The organism is Telluria sp. LT2P34 (genome assembly GCF_059685915.1).
The window spans coordinates 196852-212310 of sequence record NZ_JCASIN010000002.1 but is presented as its reverse complement, the minus strand read 5'-3'; the positions used below and the strand labels follow the sequence as shown (position 1 = coordinate 212310).

Below are 15459 nucleotides of genomic sequence, written 5' to 3'. Positions count from 1 at the left end.
TCAAGATGCCTCAGGTGCTTAGGGGTTGCGTAATGATGCCATTATGAAGAAAAAGTGCACAGCGGCAAGCTTTGAAAAGAGGGGCGAAGGTGGGTCAGCTCAAGCGAACGTGTCGACCGCCCCGGCGCCGCCGAGGATGCCGGTGCGCTGGCGCGGGGCGGCTTCCGCCACGGCGCTGTCGCCGGCGCCCTTGCCTTTACCGTTCCCCGGCCGGCCCGAAGCGTTGCCATCCTGCCCGGTGCGTCCCTCGGCGCCGGCGTTCACCGTCGCATTGCCAAGGGCGATGCCGCTCTCGTTCATCATTTCACGCAGGCGCGGCAGGGCGTTTTCGAGCGCCTGGCGTACTTCCAGCTGTTGAGACGAGAAGGTCACGCTGGCCATGTCGTTCGATACATTGAGTACCACCTGCACCGGACCGAGGTCGGGCGGGTTCAGTTCCAGCGTGGCGCTCTGGTCGGCGCCACCGACCATCCAGATCACTTTCTGGCCGACCTGGTTGTCCCAGGCCGGGGTGCCGACGCGCGCGTTCAGGCGATCCGTCGGGAGGCCGCCGGCAGCTTGTGCGTTTTGCACGGCGCTGGCCTGGGTCGCCAGGCTGTTGAGCGTCTGCACCGCCGGCGCCGGCTCGTTCAGTGCGGCGGCCTGGGCCGTGCTGTCGCGCAACTTCGCAGCGAAGTCGCTGTTCTCGACCGGCAGCCTGGCCGCTTCGGCCGCCTTGTCCGCGTCAAGCGTGCGCAGGTCGATGCCTGGCTCGGGTTTAACTTGCGTTGCCTCCTGCGCGCCACCGCGGGCGCCATCGGGCAGGGCAGCGAGGACGGCGTCATCCCCGGCCGCGGCAAACGTTCCGGCGCCAAGGCCTGAGGGCTGCTGCGCATCCTCGAAGGGGACTCCCGGCTGCGTCTCTGCGACGTCGGCGGGGGGCGCCAGAAGGACGGGCGCGGCCTGCAGCACCTGGTTGAAGCTGGCGACCATGGCCAGCATGTCGACCACCGAGTCGACCGCTTTCGCGTCCTCGGGGCCGGCTGATTTGCCGCTGCTGTCGGGCTCGGCGACGGCGGCCTTGTCTTCGGGCGCAGCCGTCTTCGTGGCCTCGGCCTGCTTGCCGGCGTTGGGGGCCTGGGCGGCTTCTTTCGCCGTTTCCCTGGCCGCCGCGCGTGCCGGCGCCTGTGTTTCGTTGCCGGCCGGTTTGGCTGCGACCTGCGGCTTCGGGGCGACGACGGCTTGCGGCGGCGCCATTTTCACTTGCGGCTGCGGCTGCGGCTGGGCCAGCGCCTGGCGCTGTTCCTGCTGGCGCTGCTCGACCTGGCGCTGCTCGATCTGGCGGGTCAGGGCGGCGCCGAAATTGACGCCATCGTTCGGCACGCCCGGGTTGGCGCGCAGGTTCTGCGTCGGGCTAGCCGGAGCGGCCTGGATCGGGAGAGAAGTCGTTTGCATGGTCATGGGCGTGGCTTAGGAATCAACTTGGGGCTCAACTGCGGCGCACGGTGCGCGCGGCGTGGTCGTCCATCATTTTCTGGTCGCGCTTGTTTTCAAGCTTGAGCGTCTCGGCCGCCGCGCGTTCGGTCAGGGTACGGTAGGACAGGCGCTTGCGTTCGCTTTCCTGCCAGGTCTTCTTTTCCATCTCGCTCTTGTAGTTCGCGTATTTCAGCACTTCTTGCTGACCGTTGATTGCGTTGTCGAGCTTGCCCACGAAGGCCACGAAATTGGCATAGGAAAAGGGCGTGATGCCCGCCATTTGCGCCTGGTCGAGCCGGTTCGCGTAGTCGTCGCGGTAGCCGAGCAGCATCTTCAGCTTTTGCTCGGCCTCCTCGACGGCTTGCAAGGCAGTCCCCAGCCGCTTGGCGGCGGCGTCGGAATCGCGCTGGGCCAGCCCGATCAAGGTTTCTAATGCGGAAATATTTGCCATGGTGGACCAGATCTAATTGGGGCAAGTATATCCGTAGCGCAACTCTTTCGATCAGCTGAACAGAGAGGTCAATTGCCCCAAGCTCTGGCCCATATTCGTGTTCTCGTGGATCTCCTGGCACAGGAATTCCTCGATCTGGCCGTTCAGGGCAATCGCCTGGTCCAGCACCGGGTCGCTGCCGGCGGCATAGGCCCCGACGCTGATCAGGTCGCGCGAACGCTGGTAGCGCGAATACAGCTGTTTCAGCTTCCGCGCCGACAGCTGGTGTTCGTGGGTCGTAATGCCGTGCATGGCGCGGCTGATCGATTGCTCGATGTCGATGGCGGGGTAGTGGCCGGCTTCGGCCAGGTGGCGGTCGAGCACGATGTGGCCGTCCAGGATACCCCGTGCGGCGTCGGCGATCGGGTCCTGCTGGTCGTCGCCCTCGGACAGCACGGTATAGAAGGCGGTGATCGAGCCGCCGCCTTCGATGCCGTTGCCGGCGCGTTCGACCAGCACCGGGAGTTTCGCGAACACCGAGGGCGGATAGCCCTTGGTGGCGGGTGGTTCACCAATCGCTAAAGCAATTTCACGTTGTGCCATTGCATAGCGGGTCAGCGAATCCATGATCAACAGGACGTTCTTGCCCTGGTCCCTGAAATGTTCGGCGATCGCGGTGGCATAGGCCGCGCCCTGCAGGCGCATCAGCGGCGGGCTGTCGGCCGGGGCGGCGACGACCGCCGAGCGGGCCATGCCTTCTTCGCCCAGGATCTGCTCGATGAATTCCTTGACTTCGCGTCCGCGCTCGCCGATCAGGCCGACGACGATCACGTCGGCCGTCGTATAGCGCGCGATCATGCCCAGCAAAACCGATTTGCCGACGCCGGTGCCGGCGAACAGACCGAGGCGCTGGCCGCGGCCGACGGTAAGCATCGAATTGATCGCGCGCACGCCGACGTCCAGGGTTTCCTTGATCGGTGCGCGGTCGAGCGGGTTGACGGGACGGGCATTGATCGGCGCGACTTCATCGGTGCCGAGCGGGCCCTTGCCGTCAAGCGGGCGGCCGGCGCCGTCGACCACGCGCCCGAGGAGTTTCATGCCGACCGGGAGGTGGCGCGCGCGGTCACTCGGGCGCCGGCGCGGATGGGTCACGGAGCCGGGGCGCGGCACCGGTGTCTCGACCGGGAACACGCGCGAGCCGGGCACCACCCCTTCGACATCGCTTTGCGGCATCAGGAACAGGCGCTCGCCCTCGAAACCGACCACTTCGGCTTCGATCCTGGCGCCGTTCGGCAGCGGAATGGTGCAGGCGCTGCCCACGGCCAGGCGCAGCCCGACGCATTCCATCACGAGACCGGCCACGCGCGTGACGCGGCCCGAAATCTGCATCGGCTCGACGAAACCGAGCAGCGAATCGCAGTCGGCCAGGTAGGATTTCCAGCGCGCGGTGTGGCGGTCAACTGAGCTATCCACTAAGCAAGCCACTCCACGTTCTTGCCGAGCGACTGCGACAGGCGGGCCCAGCGTGCGGCGGCCTGGGCGTCGATCTGGTTGCTGGCGGTGTCGACCTTGCAGCCGCCGCGCCCGATCTGCGGGTCGGCGACGACGCGCCAGCCGCCTTTGTCGAGTTCGTCCGCCAGGGCGGCGCGCACGATTTCGATGTCGTCGGGGTTCAGGGCCAGCACCGCCGGCGCCTGCAGCACCGGCAGGTAGTCGATCGCCTCGCGCACGATCGGGATGATCAGCTCGGGGCGAACTTCGAAGGCGGTGCGCACCATCGAGCGCGCCAGGTGCAGCGCCAGGTCGAGCACATCCGAGGCGATGGTTTCGTCGGCCGCCGCGACGGCGCCGCTGAAGGTGGCGGCGATCGCGCGCAGCAAGGCCATTTCCTCGGCGGTTTCCTGCTGGCCGGCCTCGAAGGCTTCGTTGTGGCCGCTGGTGCGGCCTTCGAGCAGGCCGTCGGCATAGCCTTCCGCATGGCCCTCATCGCGCGCCGCTTCGCGCAGCGCCTCGAGTTCGGCGGCGGTCGGCAGCGCGATGGCCATGCCGGCGTCCGCAGCGTGGTGGGCAGCCGGCGCCGCCCGTTCCTCGGCTTGCACCCGCGCCGCGAGCGCACTGGGCCGCTCGTCGCCGAAGGAGGTCATTTCCCAGCGCTTGAAGGCGCCCTGCATGTCTTTGCTCATCGTCTTCTGTTATTGCCTGATTAAACGAAGGAATCTTCGCCCTTGCCACCCAGGACGATCTGGCCTTCGTCGGCCAGGCGCCGGACAATCTGCAGGATCTGCTTTTGCTGCGCCTCGACTTCGGACAGGCGCACCGGCCCCTTCGATTCGAGGTCTTCGCGCATCATTTCGCTGGCGCGCTGGCTCATGTTCTTGAAGATCTTCTCGCGCAGGTCTTGCGAGGCGCCTTTCAGGGCGATGATCAGCATGTCCGACTGCACTTCGCGCAGCAGCAACTGGATGCCGCGGTCGTCGATGTCGATGATGTTGTCGAACACGAACATCTCGTCCATGATCTTCTGCGCCATGTCGTTGTCGTAGTTCTTGATGTTTTCCATGACCGCGCTCTCCTGCTCGCCCGCCATGAAGTTCAGGATTTCGGCCGCGGTGCGCACGCCGCCGAGCGAGGACTTCTTGATATGCTCGTTACCCGACAGCAGCTTGGTCAGCACGTCGTTCAGTTCGCGCAAGGCGGCCGGCTGCACGCCGTCGAGCGTGGCGATACGCAGCACGGCGTCGTTGCGCAGGCGGTCGGTGAAGTGGGACAGGATTTCGCAGGCCTGGTCGCGCTCGAGGTGGACCAGGATGGTGGCGATGATCTGCGGGTGCTCGTTGCGGATCAGCTCAGACACCGACTGCGCGTCCATCCACTTCAGGCTTTCGATGCCGGAGGCGTCCTTGCCGCCCAAAATCCGGTTCAGGAGCACGGCCGCCTTGTCGTCGCCCAGCGCCTTGGTCAGCACTTCGCGGATGTACTCGTCCGAGTCGAGGCCGACGGTCGAATGGGCGTCGGCTTCGTCGCGGAAAGCTTCCAGCACATTGACCACCGCCTCGTGCTGGACCGACTTCATCGCGGCCATCGCGGCGCCGAGTTTCAACACTTCGCGCGGGCCCAGGAATTTCATGACTTCCGCCGCTTCCGACTCGCCCAGCGCCAGCATCAGGATGGCTGCCTTGGTGATACCGTCTTTGTCGCTCATTCCGAACCCACCCATGCCTTGACTACGTTAGCCACAATGCGCGGATCGTTCTGCGCCATTTCCTTTGCCAGCGCCAGGTTGTTGCGGTAGCTGCGCTCGCGCGGCGCTTCCTCGCCCTCCGGCAGGACCGGCAAACCGTTCGCGCCGAGCGTGATGACGGCGTCGCCATCGCCTTCCTCGTCCTTCTTGTCTTCTTCCGGCATCGCCGTCACCTCGTCGAACTTGTGCATCACCGGGCGCATCAGCGGGCGCAGGATGCGGAACCAGAGGAAGGCGATGATCGCCGCGATCAGCAGGTATTTGCCGATCGCCCAGGCCAGCGGCAGGTGGGCCGGATCGCGGTACCAGTCGGGGGCATTTTCGTCCGGGCGGTCGACGCCGTCGAAGGGGGCGTTGGCGACGTTCAGGGTGTCGCCGCGCGCCTGGGAATAGCCCATCGCCTGCTTCACCAGCTCGTTGATCTGCGCGACTTCGGCAGCCGCCAGCGGCTTGACCGTGACCTTGCCGGTCGCGGCGTCGACCGAACGGCGGTAGTTCACCACCACGCCCACCGTCAGGCGCTTGATGCCGCCCATCGGGCGCTGCTCGTAGCGGATGGTCTTGTCGACTTCGTAGTTGGTGGTGGCGTCCTTGCGGCTGGGCCCGGTGGCCGTTTGCTGGGCGCCGGCGGGCGCCGTGCCGTCGAGCGGGGCGGTGGCCACGCCCGGCGGCTGGTTCGACAGTGCGCCCGGAACGCCGCTGGCGGCGCCCGTGTTGGGTCCGAGCTGCTCGGAAGTTTGCTGGCTGCGGATCGCCTGCGGCTCCGGCGGCGAGTTCGGCTTGTACATTTCGGCGGCCGTGTCGACCTGCGCGAAATCGATGTCGGCGGTGGCCTCGGCGCGCACATTGCCCTTGCCGACGATCGGGCTGATCAGGGACTCGACCTGCTTGATGATGTTCTGCTGGACCTGCTCGACATACTTCAGCTGGCTCGCGTCGAGCTGTTTACCGAGGCCATTGTTCTTCGGCTGCTCGGACAGCAGGTTGCCGTTCTGGTCGACGACGGTAACGTTGCCGGTCGTGAGTTCGGGGATGCTCGAGGCCACCAGGTGGACGATGGCGCTGACCTGGCCCGGATCGAGGGCGCGGCCCGACTGCAGGTTGAGCAGCACCGACGCGGTCGGCTTCTGCTGGTCGCGCACGAATACCGACGGCTTCGGCAGCGCCAGGTGCACGCGCGCACCGGCCACCGAGCCGAGCGACTGGATCGAACGCGCCAGTTCGCCCTCGAGCGAACGCTGGTAATTGACCTGTTCCAGGAACTGGGACACGCCCAGCTTCTGGTTTTCCATCAGCTCGAAGCCGACGTTGCCGCCTTTCGGCAAGCCCTGGGCTGCCAGCTTCAGGCGCAGGTCGGGCACCTGCTCGCTTGGGACCAGGATGGCGTTGCCGCCTTCGGAGAATTTGTAGGGCACGCCCATCTGGTCGAGCGAAGCGGTGATCGCGCCGCCGTCCTTGTCGCTGTAATTGGCGTACAGCACGCGGTAATCCGGCACCTGGCTCCACATCCACAGCGCGACCAGGACTGCCAGCACGGCCGCCACGCCACCACCGATGAGCACGTTTCGGCCCATGGGGGTCCTCAGGAATGCTTGCCTCTGAGCTGGCGTGCCTTGCAATTCGTCGACGGTCGCGGCCATGTGTTGTCCAAGGGGAAAAAGGAGATCAGGCCGCATTATGAAGCCATACGGCAACATTCAAACCGGCGAATAGGGCGTGGTTTCCCCTCCTGCTCGGGGCAGCCGCCCGGATCGATGCTGGTAATCTGCAAGCCTGAGATCGCTCCGCACCCCTTGCAGTGCGCGGCAGGCACGAGAAAAAACAGGAGAACCCATGAATGTAGGCGGAATCGACAGCAGCAGGATCGAGGCGATGATGGCCCAGCTCAAGGCAGCGGCCACGAAGCCGGCCATGCCGGCCTTGGCGCCTGCCGCGGCCGGCATCAACGAAGGCCCATCCAAGGTCAGCTTCTCGGACGCGCTCAAAAACTCGCTGCAGCAGGTCAGCAATACCCAGAAGCATTCCGAAGAACTCGGGCAGCGTTTTGCGATGGGCGACGACAGCGTCAGCCTGTCGGACACGATGATCGCGATGCAGAAGTCGAGTATTTCATTCCAGGCGACCGTGCAGGTGCGCAACAAGCTGGTGTCGGCCTACCAGGAAATGATGAACATGCAGGTGTGAGCTTGTTGGTCGGGTAATGCAGGACGGGCCGCTTCCGAATGGATCGCGGCCCGTCTGCGTTTACATGCAGCCTGAGTGTCGCCGCGTCAGAGATTTTGCCCGGCTTGCAGGCGGTAGACCTTGAAACGGTTCGCCAGCGTCTTTCCCAGGTCGATGCCGGGCTTTTCAATGCAGTGGTAGGCAAGCCAGGACAGGCCGCCCACGGCGCCGAAGAACACCAGCCACGAGGCCAGCGGCGCCATGCCGCCCAGGGTGTGAAAGGCGAAATGGCGGATCGGGTCGTGGATCAGGTAGATGCCGTAGGAGTAGCGGGCAATGACGCTGCCGGCGGTCGCGAGGAGCCTGGAGTCCAGTTCCCTGCAGCGTGGAATCAGCAGGCCGAGCCCGAGGCAAATCAGCCAGGACAGGAAAGTGGCGTTGATGCCGCGCCCGACCAGCGCCGGGTAGAGCAGCGCCATCGCACCGACATAGGCGAACAGGACAGCAGGCGGCAAGCGGCGCGGCACGCGGCGCTGGCAAAACGCCAGCACGCCGGGCAGGAAGCAGGGAAAGAACCGGACCAGGTTGTAGTCGACGCCTAGTCGCCAGAAGGCGATGACGAGGGCGACGCAGACAGCCCACAGCACGACGATGCGGCTGGCGGCATGTTTGCCGCTGTGCTGCGTCCACAGATACAGCACAGGTAGAAAGAAATACATCTGGAACTCGAAGGGCAAACTCCACAGTACCGGCGTCACGGAAGGGCTGCCGGTGATGTTCTGTACCAGGAACAGGTTGCTCAGAAAAGTCATCAGACCCGGCCCCGTCCCCGACCCCATCAGTTCGATGCACGACAGCAGCACCACCGCCACCACGCTCAGGGGATAGATGCGGAAGGCTCTGGCCACGAGAAACGACAGCGTGCTCGGAGCATGCCGGTCGGTGCCGGCCTGGCGTTCGAGCGACAGCATCAGCACCAGGCAGGTGTGCACGAAGAAAATCAGTACGCCCAGGGTGCCGAGGATCTGCGTGTCGTAACTCCAGGGCTTGACCAGCCCCCGATCCAGCAGCAGGTGGCTCGTCACGACGAAGCTGACGGCCAGCGAGCGCAGTACATCGAGATTGGCGGAAGGGAAATTCATCATCGCTGCCCAATAAACGGTTAATTCGATCTTGAATTTTACCGAGGCAAAAGGCATCGGCCTTTGATATGGATGAGTAGTCGAGCTCGCTTTGCCGAGTAATTGATCAGCCTACATATTAATTTCTTTAAGTTTTTAATAAATATATTTTGGAGAAAGTTTCTATTTTTAATTATTGCCGTCTGGCGGAGACAGTGCGGCCTTATTCCGAGCCGTATGACGCCCGTCAAATAAGGAATTTCGCGTATGCGTAGCTTCTGAACTGCTCGATTTGCATCGCGCGGAACATGCCGACGAGCGAATGACCAATTCGCCCCTGAGCTTATCCAGCCGGCGAATCTTTAATACAATTTCTTGGAGGCTAAGGTGAGCGATCGAGAAGTGGTACGCAGACGTTTATTGAAAAACTCAGCCCTGGGCCTGGCTGCTTGCGCCGTCCCGATGGGCGTGTGGGCGCAGACGGTCCTTCAGCGGCGCCTCGAATGGCAAACCTTCAAGGCCACTCCCCAATATGGATCGCTACTGACGGCGATTCGCCGGATGAAGGCGAATACCAATGCGCTCGACCCGAATAGCTGGTCGTACTGGACGAATATTCATATCAACCGCTGTCCGCATGGGATTGCCTACTTTCTTTCATGGCACCGCGGTTACCTGTATTATTTCGAGCGCCAGTTGCGGCTTGTCTCCGGCGACAGCAGGCTGGTGCTGCCGTATTGGGATTATTATTCCTACGCCAGCCTGCCGGTCGAATTCACGAATGCAAGCAGTACCAATCCTTTATATGTCCCGCGCCTGAATACCAACGTGCGGCAGGCGCTGACCATGGCGCCTTTTTCGTCGACGCTGGTCAACCTGCAGCGCGGCCTGAATAATGCGTTCGAGCCTGTGCTGGAGAGTGCGCCGCATAATCCGGTGCATGACATCATCGGCAACGTCATGGCGACCATGCGCTCGCCGACCGATCCGATTTTCTGGCTCCACCACGCGAATGTCGACAGGCTCTGGGCCGCCTGGGTCGCGGCCGGGGGCGGGCGCCAGATGCCGGCCCGGACCCACCTGTACTGGTCGGGCGTGCACGTCTACAACAGCACGCTGTCGATACAACGCCGGCTCACCTACGACACGCGCAGCAGCTTGCAGTATTACTATCAGAGCGAGTTCATGCCGACCAGGCTGCCCATTGCCCAGTTGTCGCCTCCCAAGGTATTCCGGGTTCAAAGCGACCCTTACGAACCACCGGCGCCGGTGCCGCCACCTGGCGGGTTCCGGGTCAGCGGACGAAAGTCGACGGGGGAGGCGACGTTTTCGCTCGGGGGTGCACTCGCCATCGGCCTGGATCAGCGCTCGGTGAGCGCGCAATTCCCGATCTCGACGGAAGACTGGGCGGCCGTGCAGGAGATTGCGCGTGGTAATGCGGGGACGGTGCGGGGGAGTGCGAAGAAATACAAATCAGTGGAAATCGTCCTCGACCAGGTCGAGCTGGCCGACGAGGGTAAAACCGGCGGCTACTATTACCAGGTCTACCTGAACCTGCCGGCAAGCGAGGGCGGATCGAACCGGACGCGGTCCCTGTTGATCGGCACCGTGGGCGCCTTCCAGATCAGCGGTGCGGTGCAGCAGGATGGTGGGGCGCAATTGCGCTTCGCCATACCGCGGCGCCTCCTGCGCAATCCGGCGCTGCGGCTCGGGATCGCGTCGATTTCGTTCATCCGGGTCGATGGCGATATCAGCCCGCGTGGCCCGACGGTCGGCATCGGCGAGGCCCGGGTGGAGCTCTCGAGCGAGGAGAAGGATTCCTGACGTTCAGTTCAGGCCGGCCAGCTTGGCGTTGCGCTCGCGCTCGAGCCTGGTGATGTAGCGCTGCACAGCCGCCATGTTGCCTCGGGAAATATCGACGAACATGCACCCGATCCGGCGGCTGGTTTTGTTGTTCAGCATGGTCACGTCGAGCGAGTTGCGGACCTGCAGGGAGGTCGTCACGGTGCCGATCTCGGGCAAGTCGATGCGGCAGCCGGTGAAGGTCTGGCCGACCGTCGAGTTCAGCATCATCTTGTTGTCGAGCAGCGCGACACCGCCGCAACTGATGTCGGCCAGCGGGAAGGTGGCGTTGCCGCCGCCCAGGTCGAAAGGCATCGGCACCAGCGCTGGCACCGGATGGGTCACCGGTGTCGGCATGCGGTAGAACTCGCGGCGCTGCAGGCGAATCAGGGTCGCGGGAATGTCGGCGGCGAGTGCCGTGCTGCCTTCGAAATCGATGTCGCGCACGCCGCCGAGGCTGAACAGGATGCGGATCTTGTCGAGATAGGTTTCGCAGGTTACGCCGCGGGCGCCGACGATGCGCTCGTTCTGCTCGCGGTTGATCGAGCGGTCGAGGATGAACTGGCCGGCGTCCGGATCGACGCCGAGGATCGACGTCACGCAGACGTCGGCCTCGCCCTTGATTTTCATGCGGATCAGCTGCTTCTTTTCCTCGATCTGGCGCAGCAGCGCGACGATTTCCCGGCGCGAGCCTACTTCGTAGTCGTGCCAGTTTTCCAGCTCTGAGTCATGAATTGCTTGCATCTTGTTCCGCCGCTGTTCCAGGTAATAGTGCAGATGAGTCGATCAGGAGCGCGCTGTCGGGAGGCGCCGGAGGAGGCTGGCCGGATTGTTGCGCGGACTCAATATGATATAGCCATGCTAACAGTTCCGCAATTGCGCGGTACAAAGCAGGCGGAATCTGACCATCGAGGTCGATATCCATCAGCAGCGACACCAGTTCCTTCGATTCATGGACGAACACGCCGGCGGCGCGCGCGCGCTCGATGATCTGTTCGGCCACCAGCCCATTGCCCTTGGCGACGACGGTGGGCGCCTTCGATCCGGCGGCGTAGGCGAGGGCGACGGCATGCTGCCTGCGCTTCGGTCCCGGCGGGCTCGGCAGGGTCACGCGTCGTCCCGGCCGTGGATGCGCAGCGCCGCCAGTTCGCCGCCGCCGGCCGCCAGCGCGTCCTGCAGCCGTGGCGCCGCCTCGCGCAGCAAGCCGGCCGCGCTACCTGCGGCCTGCAGGTCCAGGTGCAGGCGCTCGCCGCGCAGGCTGATGCGCGCTTCGACCTCGCCCAGGAAAGCGAAGCGCAGCCGCAAGCGGCTTTCCCAGCCGGGGGGCTCCAGTGCATCCGGGCGCGCCTCGTCGTCGGCATCGCCGATTTTTTCGCGCGTGATTTCCCAGTGCAGGGGCTGGCCCGGGCCGAGCTGGCCCTGCCAGGCAAGGTGGCTGCCCTCGTGGGCGGCCAGTTGCTGGTTGATGAGCTGGGCCGTTGCGGGCTCGGTGGGTGGCGTACCCGGGGCTTTCCGCGCCTGCGGCTCGGCCATGAGTTCGGCCAGCGGCCGTTTGCCTTCGGCCCACTGGGCGAGATGCGACTCATAGAACAGGCCGCTTTTGGCGATGGCCTGCTGCAGTTGCGCGGCCAGCTGCGCCGGGTCAGGCGCGCCCTGCGGCGCCAGCGGGACGGTGCCGGCGATCGGAGTCGCCGGTCCCGGCGCCGCGCCCTGCAGTACCTGCGTCAACAGGCGTGCGGCCGGGCTCAGTTCGGCAGTTTCCTGCTGTGCGCTTGCCTTGGTGGAGAGGGGACTGGCTGCGGCAATATGTGCCGCCAGCGATGCGGCGGCGGTTGTCAGCGCCACCGGACTGCCCAGTACGCTAGCGTCGCCCAGGCCGAATGTCGGCTGCGGCGACGCGGCCAATACCGTCATCGTGAGTTGCGCACCGGGCTGGGTGTTGGCGGGAAGGAGCATGCGTACCGGCTGCTCTGCCACCCTGACCATGAAGCTGCCGTCCTGCATGCGCGCCAGCACCGTTACCGGAACCTGGCTGCCGAGCATGGTGGCAAGCGTGCGCTGGAAAGCGTCGAGGCGGGCATCGACGGCGCGTTCGACCGCCGCCGCCGGCTGGACCGGCAGCAGGGCGCTGACGCCGGAAGGGGAAATGCGCTCGACCATGGGGAGGAAAACCTAATCGGTGCGCCGCAGATCCGCCGGATGGTGGCGGGTCAGACGCTGCCGTAGGCGTTGGCGAGGCGGCGCTGGGTGCCGGAGTTATTCATCATCGCCGAGAGCTGGGCCAGCCAGGGCATGGTCAGGTCGCGAATGCGGCGGTCGTCCGCGAGGATACGGCGGATGCAGTCGATCTTCGCCTGGCGTGCGCCTGAATTGAGTTCGACAGCCGCCTCGGAACGCTTGAGCTTGTCGACATGGACGGTGCAGCGGCCCTCGAGCAGCGTCAGCTGCTCCCAGTCGCCGGCTTCGGCCGCGGCGCGCATCTGCCCGGTCAGGTCGGCGACGGCCGCGTATTCGGACAGCACTTCCTGGCCGGTCATCATCATCATGCGCTCGCCATGACAGGGTAGCGCGAGACGGCATTCTGCTGCACGTTCTGCACGTTCGGCACGATGGCCGGTTCGCCGATCTGCGCCCAGGCATCGCGCAAGTCGAGCAAGAGGATCTGTACTTCATCGAGCAAGGCCGCCTTGTTTTGCAGGCTGGCCATCAGCAGGCGCTCGGTCATGTACGCATACAGGGCGTCGAGATTGACGGCGATGTCGCCGCCGGCATTCTTGTCGAGGCTGGCGCGCAGGCCGTTGTTGATGATGTCGATCGCCTTGCCGATTGCCTTGCTTTTTTCAGGAATGCGGCCCGCCGCCATGTGGACCGCTGCGCTCTTGATGGCAACGACCGCACCGTCATACAGCATGACGATGAGTTTATGGGGCGAGGCGGAAATCACCGAGGTTTCCATTCCTACTTTGGCGTAAGCGTTAACACCGCGCTGCATCGATCCGAACATCGTGAACCTCCAATACTTTGTAGCCGGGCAAAGCGCGCTGAACGCACTCCACCATGAATTCGCGCTGCAGCTGGTCGGGCACGGTATCGAGGCCGTCCTGCCATTCTTCAGCGAGGGTAGTTTACTTTCTTAACGGCAGCTTCTAACCGGACTTGAGAGCCATGAACACCCGGCTTTTCACAGGTTTGTCGTATCGATAAGGCTTTTGGGGGAGGAGGAGGGATTTGGTGCAGGAGAGGAGGGGGCGCGGGACCTGCGGGACATCTATGTATATATAGAGGGTATAGAGAGAGGTGCAGGCGCCAGCTGGGCGCTCAGTCGTTGCGCGCGTGCTTGCGGCGTTCGTGGTGACGCCGCAGCTCGGGCGACTGCAGCGCACGGGTGAGGATCGAGCGCGACACATTGCAGGTGTCCAGATACTCGAGCGCAAAATCAACTCCCCGGATATCGACCAGATAGAGAGCGTACTCGGCGGCCAGTGCGGACTGCTCATCGGTTCTTCGTTGACTCATCATGCATTCACCTGGAATTCAGCTGCTCATCGAGAGCGGGGCTTGCGTTCATACGATCATAGCCACCTCCAGCTTACACACCGGAGCCAATTGTGAGAATTTGTTTCCGTTGTAGGACCGCATCACTGTCGGCGTACGTGCCTGGCGGCCTTCGCCATCATCTCCTCACGATTCCATCTGGAACGCCGTTAATCCTCTTTGCAAGGCTGCGCCATCGATCGATTGCGAGGGCGACCGTAGAGGTAAAGTTGCCGAGCAACATTTTTTTAAGAAATTTCCTCAAGGTTTTGCAGAGGGCTCCGTTAAAGAATACAAGCGAGCTGAAACAGCGAAGCAAGCACCGAACCCTGATAGCAGCACCTAACCTGCACTGCCCACTGGAGAATTACCATGTCGATGATCAATACCAACCTGTCGTCCCTGAATGCTCAGCGCAACATCACCAAGTCGTCTGGCGAACTGCAGACCTCGATGACCCGCCTGTCGTCGGGCCTGCGTGTCAACAGCGCCAAGGACGACGCGGCCGGCCTGTCGATCGCCACCAAGATGGATTCCCAGATCCGCGGCATGGCCCAGGCTTCCCGTAACGCCAACGACGGCATCTCGATGATCCAGACCGCCGACGGCGCGCTGGCCAACATTTCGGACGCTACCCAGCGTATCCGCGAACTGGCAGTCCAGGGTGCGAACGGCACCAACGGTACGGACGAATTCACGGCGATCAACAAGGAAATGGAAGCACTGAGCTCGGAGATCGCTCGTATTGCAGCCGAGACGAAGTTCAACGGCGAAGCAGTGCTCGGCCGTGCCGATGTCAAGATCCAGGTCGGCGCCGACTCGGCAACTGGTCAACAGATCAACGTCGAATTCGCCGATACCACCGACTACGTGCATACCCACACGGCTGTGACCGATGTCGCCAGCGCAAAAACGGCACTCGAGGCAATCGACGGCAAGCTGAAAGCCATGAACAGCGAGCGTGCTTCGCTGGGTACCGCGCAGAACCGCATGGGTTATGCGATCAGCAACCTGGCAACCTCGATGGAAAACCAGTCGGCAGCAAAGAGCCGCATCATGGATACGGACTACGCTGCGGAAACCAGCAAGCTGAGCCGCGCTCAGATCCTGCAGCAGGCTGGTACCGCGATGCTGGCCCAGGCCAACTCGGCGCCGAACAACGTGATGTCGCTGCTGCGCGGCTAATCGAACGGTATAATCGATAGATTCACTGTGCGGGGGCGATCCCCGCACAGTCGTTTGCAGAAAGAGGTGTCCGATGTTGCAATCAATACAAGGTGGAAGCCCATCGGCCGTCGCCGGCAGCATCGCGCGGCCGCCGGTCGAGGCGACAAACAAGCCAGCCACGAATGCCGCGCCCGTCGCGGCGTTTGCGCAGCTTGAGCGTACGCCTGACCAGGCAGAGCTCGGCAATGTCGTCGCTGACCTGAACAAGGTCGCGCAGGCGAACGCACAGGGCGTACGCTTCTCGGTCGACGAGGATAGCGGGCGCACGGTGGTCCGGGTTGTCGACACCGAGACCGATGCCGTACTGCGCCAGATTCCAAGCATGGAAGCACTGCGCTTGTGGCGCTCGATCGAACAGATGCAAGGCCAGGGCGTGATGTTGCGCGACAAAGCCTGAAATCACTTGAACATCGCTTGAACGGACGCATCCGCGTCCTGCAGACAAA

17 protein-coding genes are annotated in these 15459 nt (G+C 63.8%); 4 read left to right on the top strand and 13 right to left on the bottom strand.

What is annotated here, in order from left to right; translation table 11 throughout:
* Positions 1–99: 99 nt before the first annotated feature.
* The 6 genes from AC56KZ_RS06835 to fliF all read right to left on the bottom strand — a co-directional run bounded on the left by AC56KZ_RS06835 (position 100) and on the right by fliF (position 6700).
* Positions 100–1440, bottom strand: coding sequence for a flagellar hook-length control protein FliK (locus tag AC56KZ_RS06835; RefSeq protein WP_497161403.1), 1341 nt, complete (start codon positions 1438–1440; stop codon positions 100–102).
* Between the two features lie 28 nt (positions 1441–1468).
* Positions 1469–1906 (bottom strand): flagellar export protein FliJ, encoded by a 438-nt coding sequence (fliJ, locus tag AC56KZ_RS06830; RefSeq protein WP_497161402.1) that lies wholly within the window; start codon positions 1904–1906, stop codon positions 1469–1471.
* A gap of 51 nt (positions 1907–1957) precedes the next feature.
* On the bottom strand, positions 1958–3274 hold the full coding sequence (fliI, locus tag AC56KZ_RS06825; RefSeq protein ID WP_497162117.1) for a flagellar protein export ATPase FliI: 1317 nt from the start codon (positions 3272–3274) through the stop codon (positions 1958–1960).
* 83 nt (positions 3275–3357) lie between these two features.
* Positions 3358–4068 (bottom strand): flagellar assembly protein FliH, encoded by a 711-nt coding sequence (fliH, locus tag AC56KZ_RS06820; protein ID WP_497161401.1) that lies wholly within the window; start codon positions 4066–4068, stop codon positions 3358–3360.
* Between the two features lie 20 nt (positions 4069–4088).
* Complete coding sequence (gene fliG, locus AC56KZ_RS06815; RefSeq protein WP_497161400.1) at positions 4089–5087, bottom strand: flagellar motor switch protein FliG; 999 nt, start codon at positions 5085–5087, stop codon at positions 4089–4091.
* Positions 5084–6700, bottom strand: a complete 1617-nt coding sequence (gene fliF, locus AC56KZ_RS06810; RefSeq protein WP_497161399.1) for a flagellar basal-body MS-ring/collar protein FliF — start codon at positions 6698–6700, stop codon at positions 5084–5086. The genes fliG and fliF overlap by 4 nt, the downstream gene beginning before the upstream one ends.
* A 259-nt stretch (positions 6701–6959) precedes the next feature.
* Between fliF and fliE the strand changes: the two genes are divergently transcribed.
* Positions 6960–7310 carry a flagellar hook-basal body complex protein FliE gene (gene fliE / locus AC56KZ_RS06805; protein WP_497161398.1) on the top strand — a complete coding sequence of 117 codons (351 nt, stop codon included), beginning with the start codon at positions 6960–6962 and terminating at the stop codon, positions 7308–7310.
* 86 nt (positions 7311–7396) lie between these two features.
* Here the strand turns inward: fliE and AC56KZ_RS06800 are convergent, their stop codons facing one another.
* Positions 7397–8431: an acyltransferase family protein gene (locus AC56KZ_RS06800; protein WP_497161397.1), complete on the bottom strand. Its 1035-nt coding sequence runs from the start codon at positions 8429–8431 to the stop codon at positions 7397–7399.
* 399 nt (positions 8432–8830) lie between these two features.
* Between AC56KZ_RS06800 and AC56KZ_RS06795 the strand changes: the two genes are divergently transcribed.
* Complete coding sequence (locus tag AC56KZ_RS06795; protein WP_497161396.1) at positions 8831–10234, top strand: tyrosinase family protein; 1404 nt, start codon at positions 8831–8833, stop codon at positions 10232–10234.
* A gap of 3 nt (positions 10235–10237) precedes the next feature.
* Here the strand turns inward: AC56KZ_RS06795 and AC56KZ_RS06790 are convergent, their stop codons facing one another.
* The 6 genes from AC56KZ_RS06790 to AC56KZ_RS06765 form a co-directional block, all read right to left on the bottom strand.
* The gene (locus AC56KZ_RS06790) at positions 10238–10996 is read right to left on the bottom strand and encodes a flagellar brake protein (RefSeq protein ID WP_497161395.1); all 759 of its coding nucleotides are present in this window, start codon (positions 10994–10996) and stop codon (positions 10238–10240) included.
* Positions 10980–11363: an EscU/YscU/HrcU family type III secretion system export apparatus switch protein gene (locus tag AC56KZ_RS06785; protein WP_497161394.1), complete on the bottom strand. Its 384-nt coding sequence runs from the start codon at positions 11361–11363 to the stop codon at positions 10980–10982. Before AC56KZ_RS06785 ends, AC56KZ_RS06790 begins: the two co-directional genes overlap by 17 nt.
* Positions 11360–12412: a flagellar hook-length control protein FliK gene (gene fliK / locus AC56KZ_RS06780; protein ID WP_497161393.1), complete on the bottom strand. Its 1053-nt coding sequence runs from the start codon at positions 12410–12412 to the stop codon at positions 11360–11362. Before fliK ends, AC56KZ_RS06785 begins: the two co-directional genes overlap by 4 nt.
* A gap of 50 nt (positions 12413–12462) precedes the next feature.
* A complete protein-coding gene (locus AC56KZ_RS06775) occupies positions 12463–12798 on the bottom strand; it encodes a flagellar protein FliT (RefSeq protein ID WP_497161392.1) in 336 nt (111 codons plus the stop codon).
* Positions 12795–13256, bottom strand: a complete 462-nt coding sequence (gene fliS / locus AC56KZ_RS06770; protein WP_497161391.1) for a flagellar export chaperone FliS — start codon at positions 13254–13256, stop codon at positions 12795–12797. Before fliS ends, AC56KZ_RS06775 begins: the two co-directional genes overlap by 4 nt.
* A 314-nt stretch (positions 13257–13570) precedes the next feature.
* The gene (locus AC56KZ_RS06765) at positions 13571–13768 is read right to left on the bottom strand and encodes a hypothetical protein (protein WP_497161390.1); all 198 of its coding nucleotides are present in this window, start codon (positions 13766–13768) and stop codon (positions 13571–13573) included.
* 390 nt (positions 13769–14158) lie between these two features.
* Here AC56KZ_RS06765 and AC56KZ_RS06760 point away from each other — a divergent pair, with 390 nt between their 5' ends.
* Together AC56KZ_RS06760 and AC56KZ_RS06755 are read left to right on the top strand one after the other, a co-directional pair.
* The gene (locus tag AC56KZ_RS06760) at positions 14159–14971 is read left to right on the top strand and encodes a flagellin N-terminal helical domain-containing protein (RefSeq protein ID WP_497161389.1); all 813 of its coding nucleotides are present in this window, start codon (positions 14159–14161) and stop codon (positions 14969–14971) included.
* A 73-nt stretch (positions 14972–15044) separates the two neighbouring features.
* Positions 15045–15410, top strand: a complete 366-nt coding sequence (locus AC56KZ_RS06755; protein ID WP_497161388.1) for a flagellar protein FlaG — start codon at positions 15045–15047, stop codon at positions 15408–15410.
* The last annotated feature ends 49 nt before the right edge of the window (positions 15411–15459 follow it).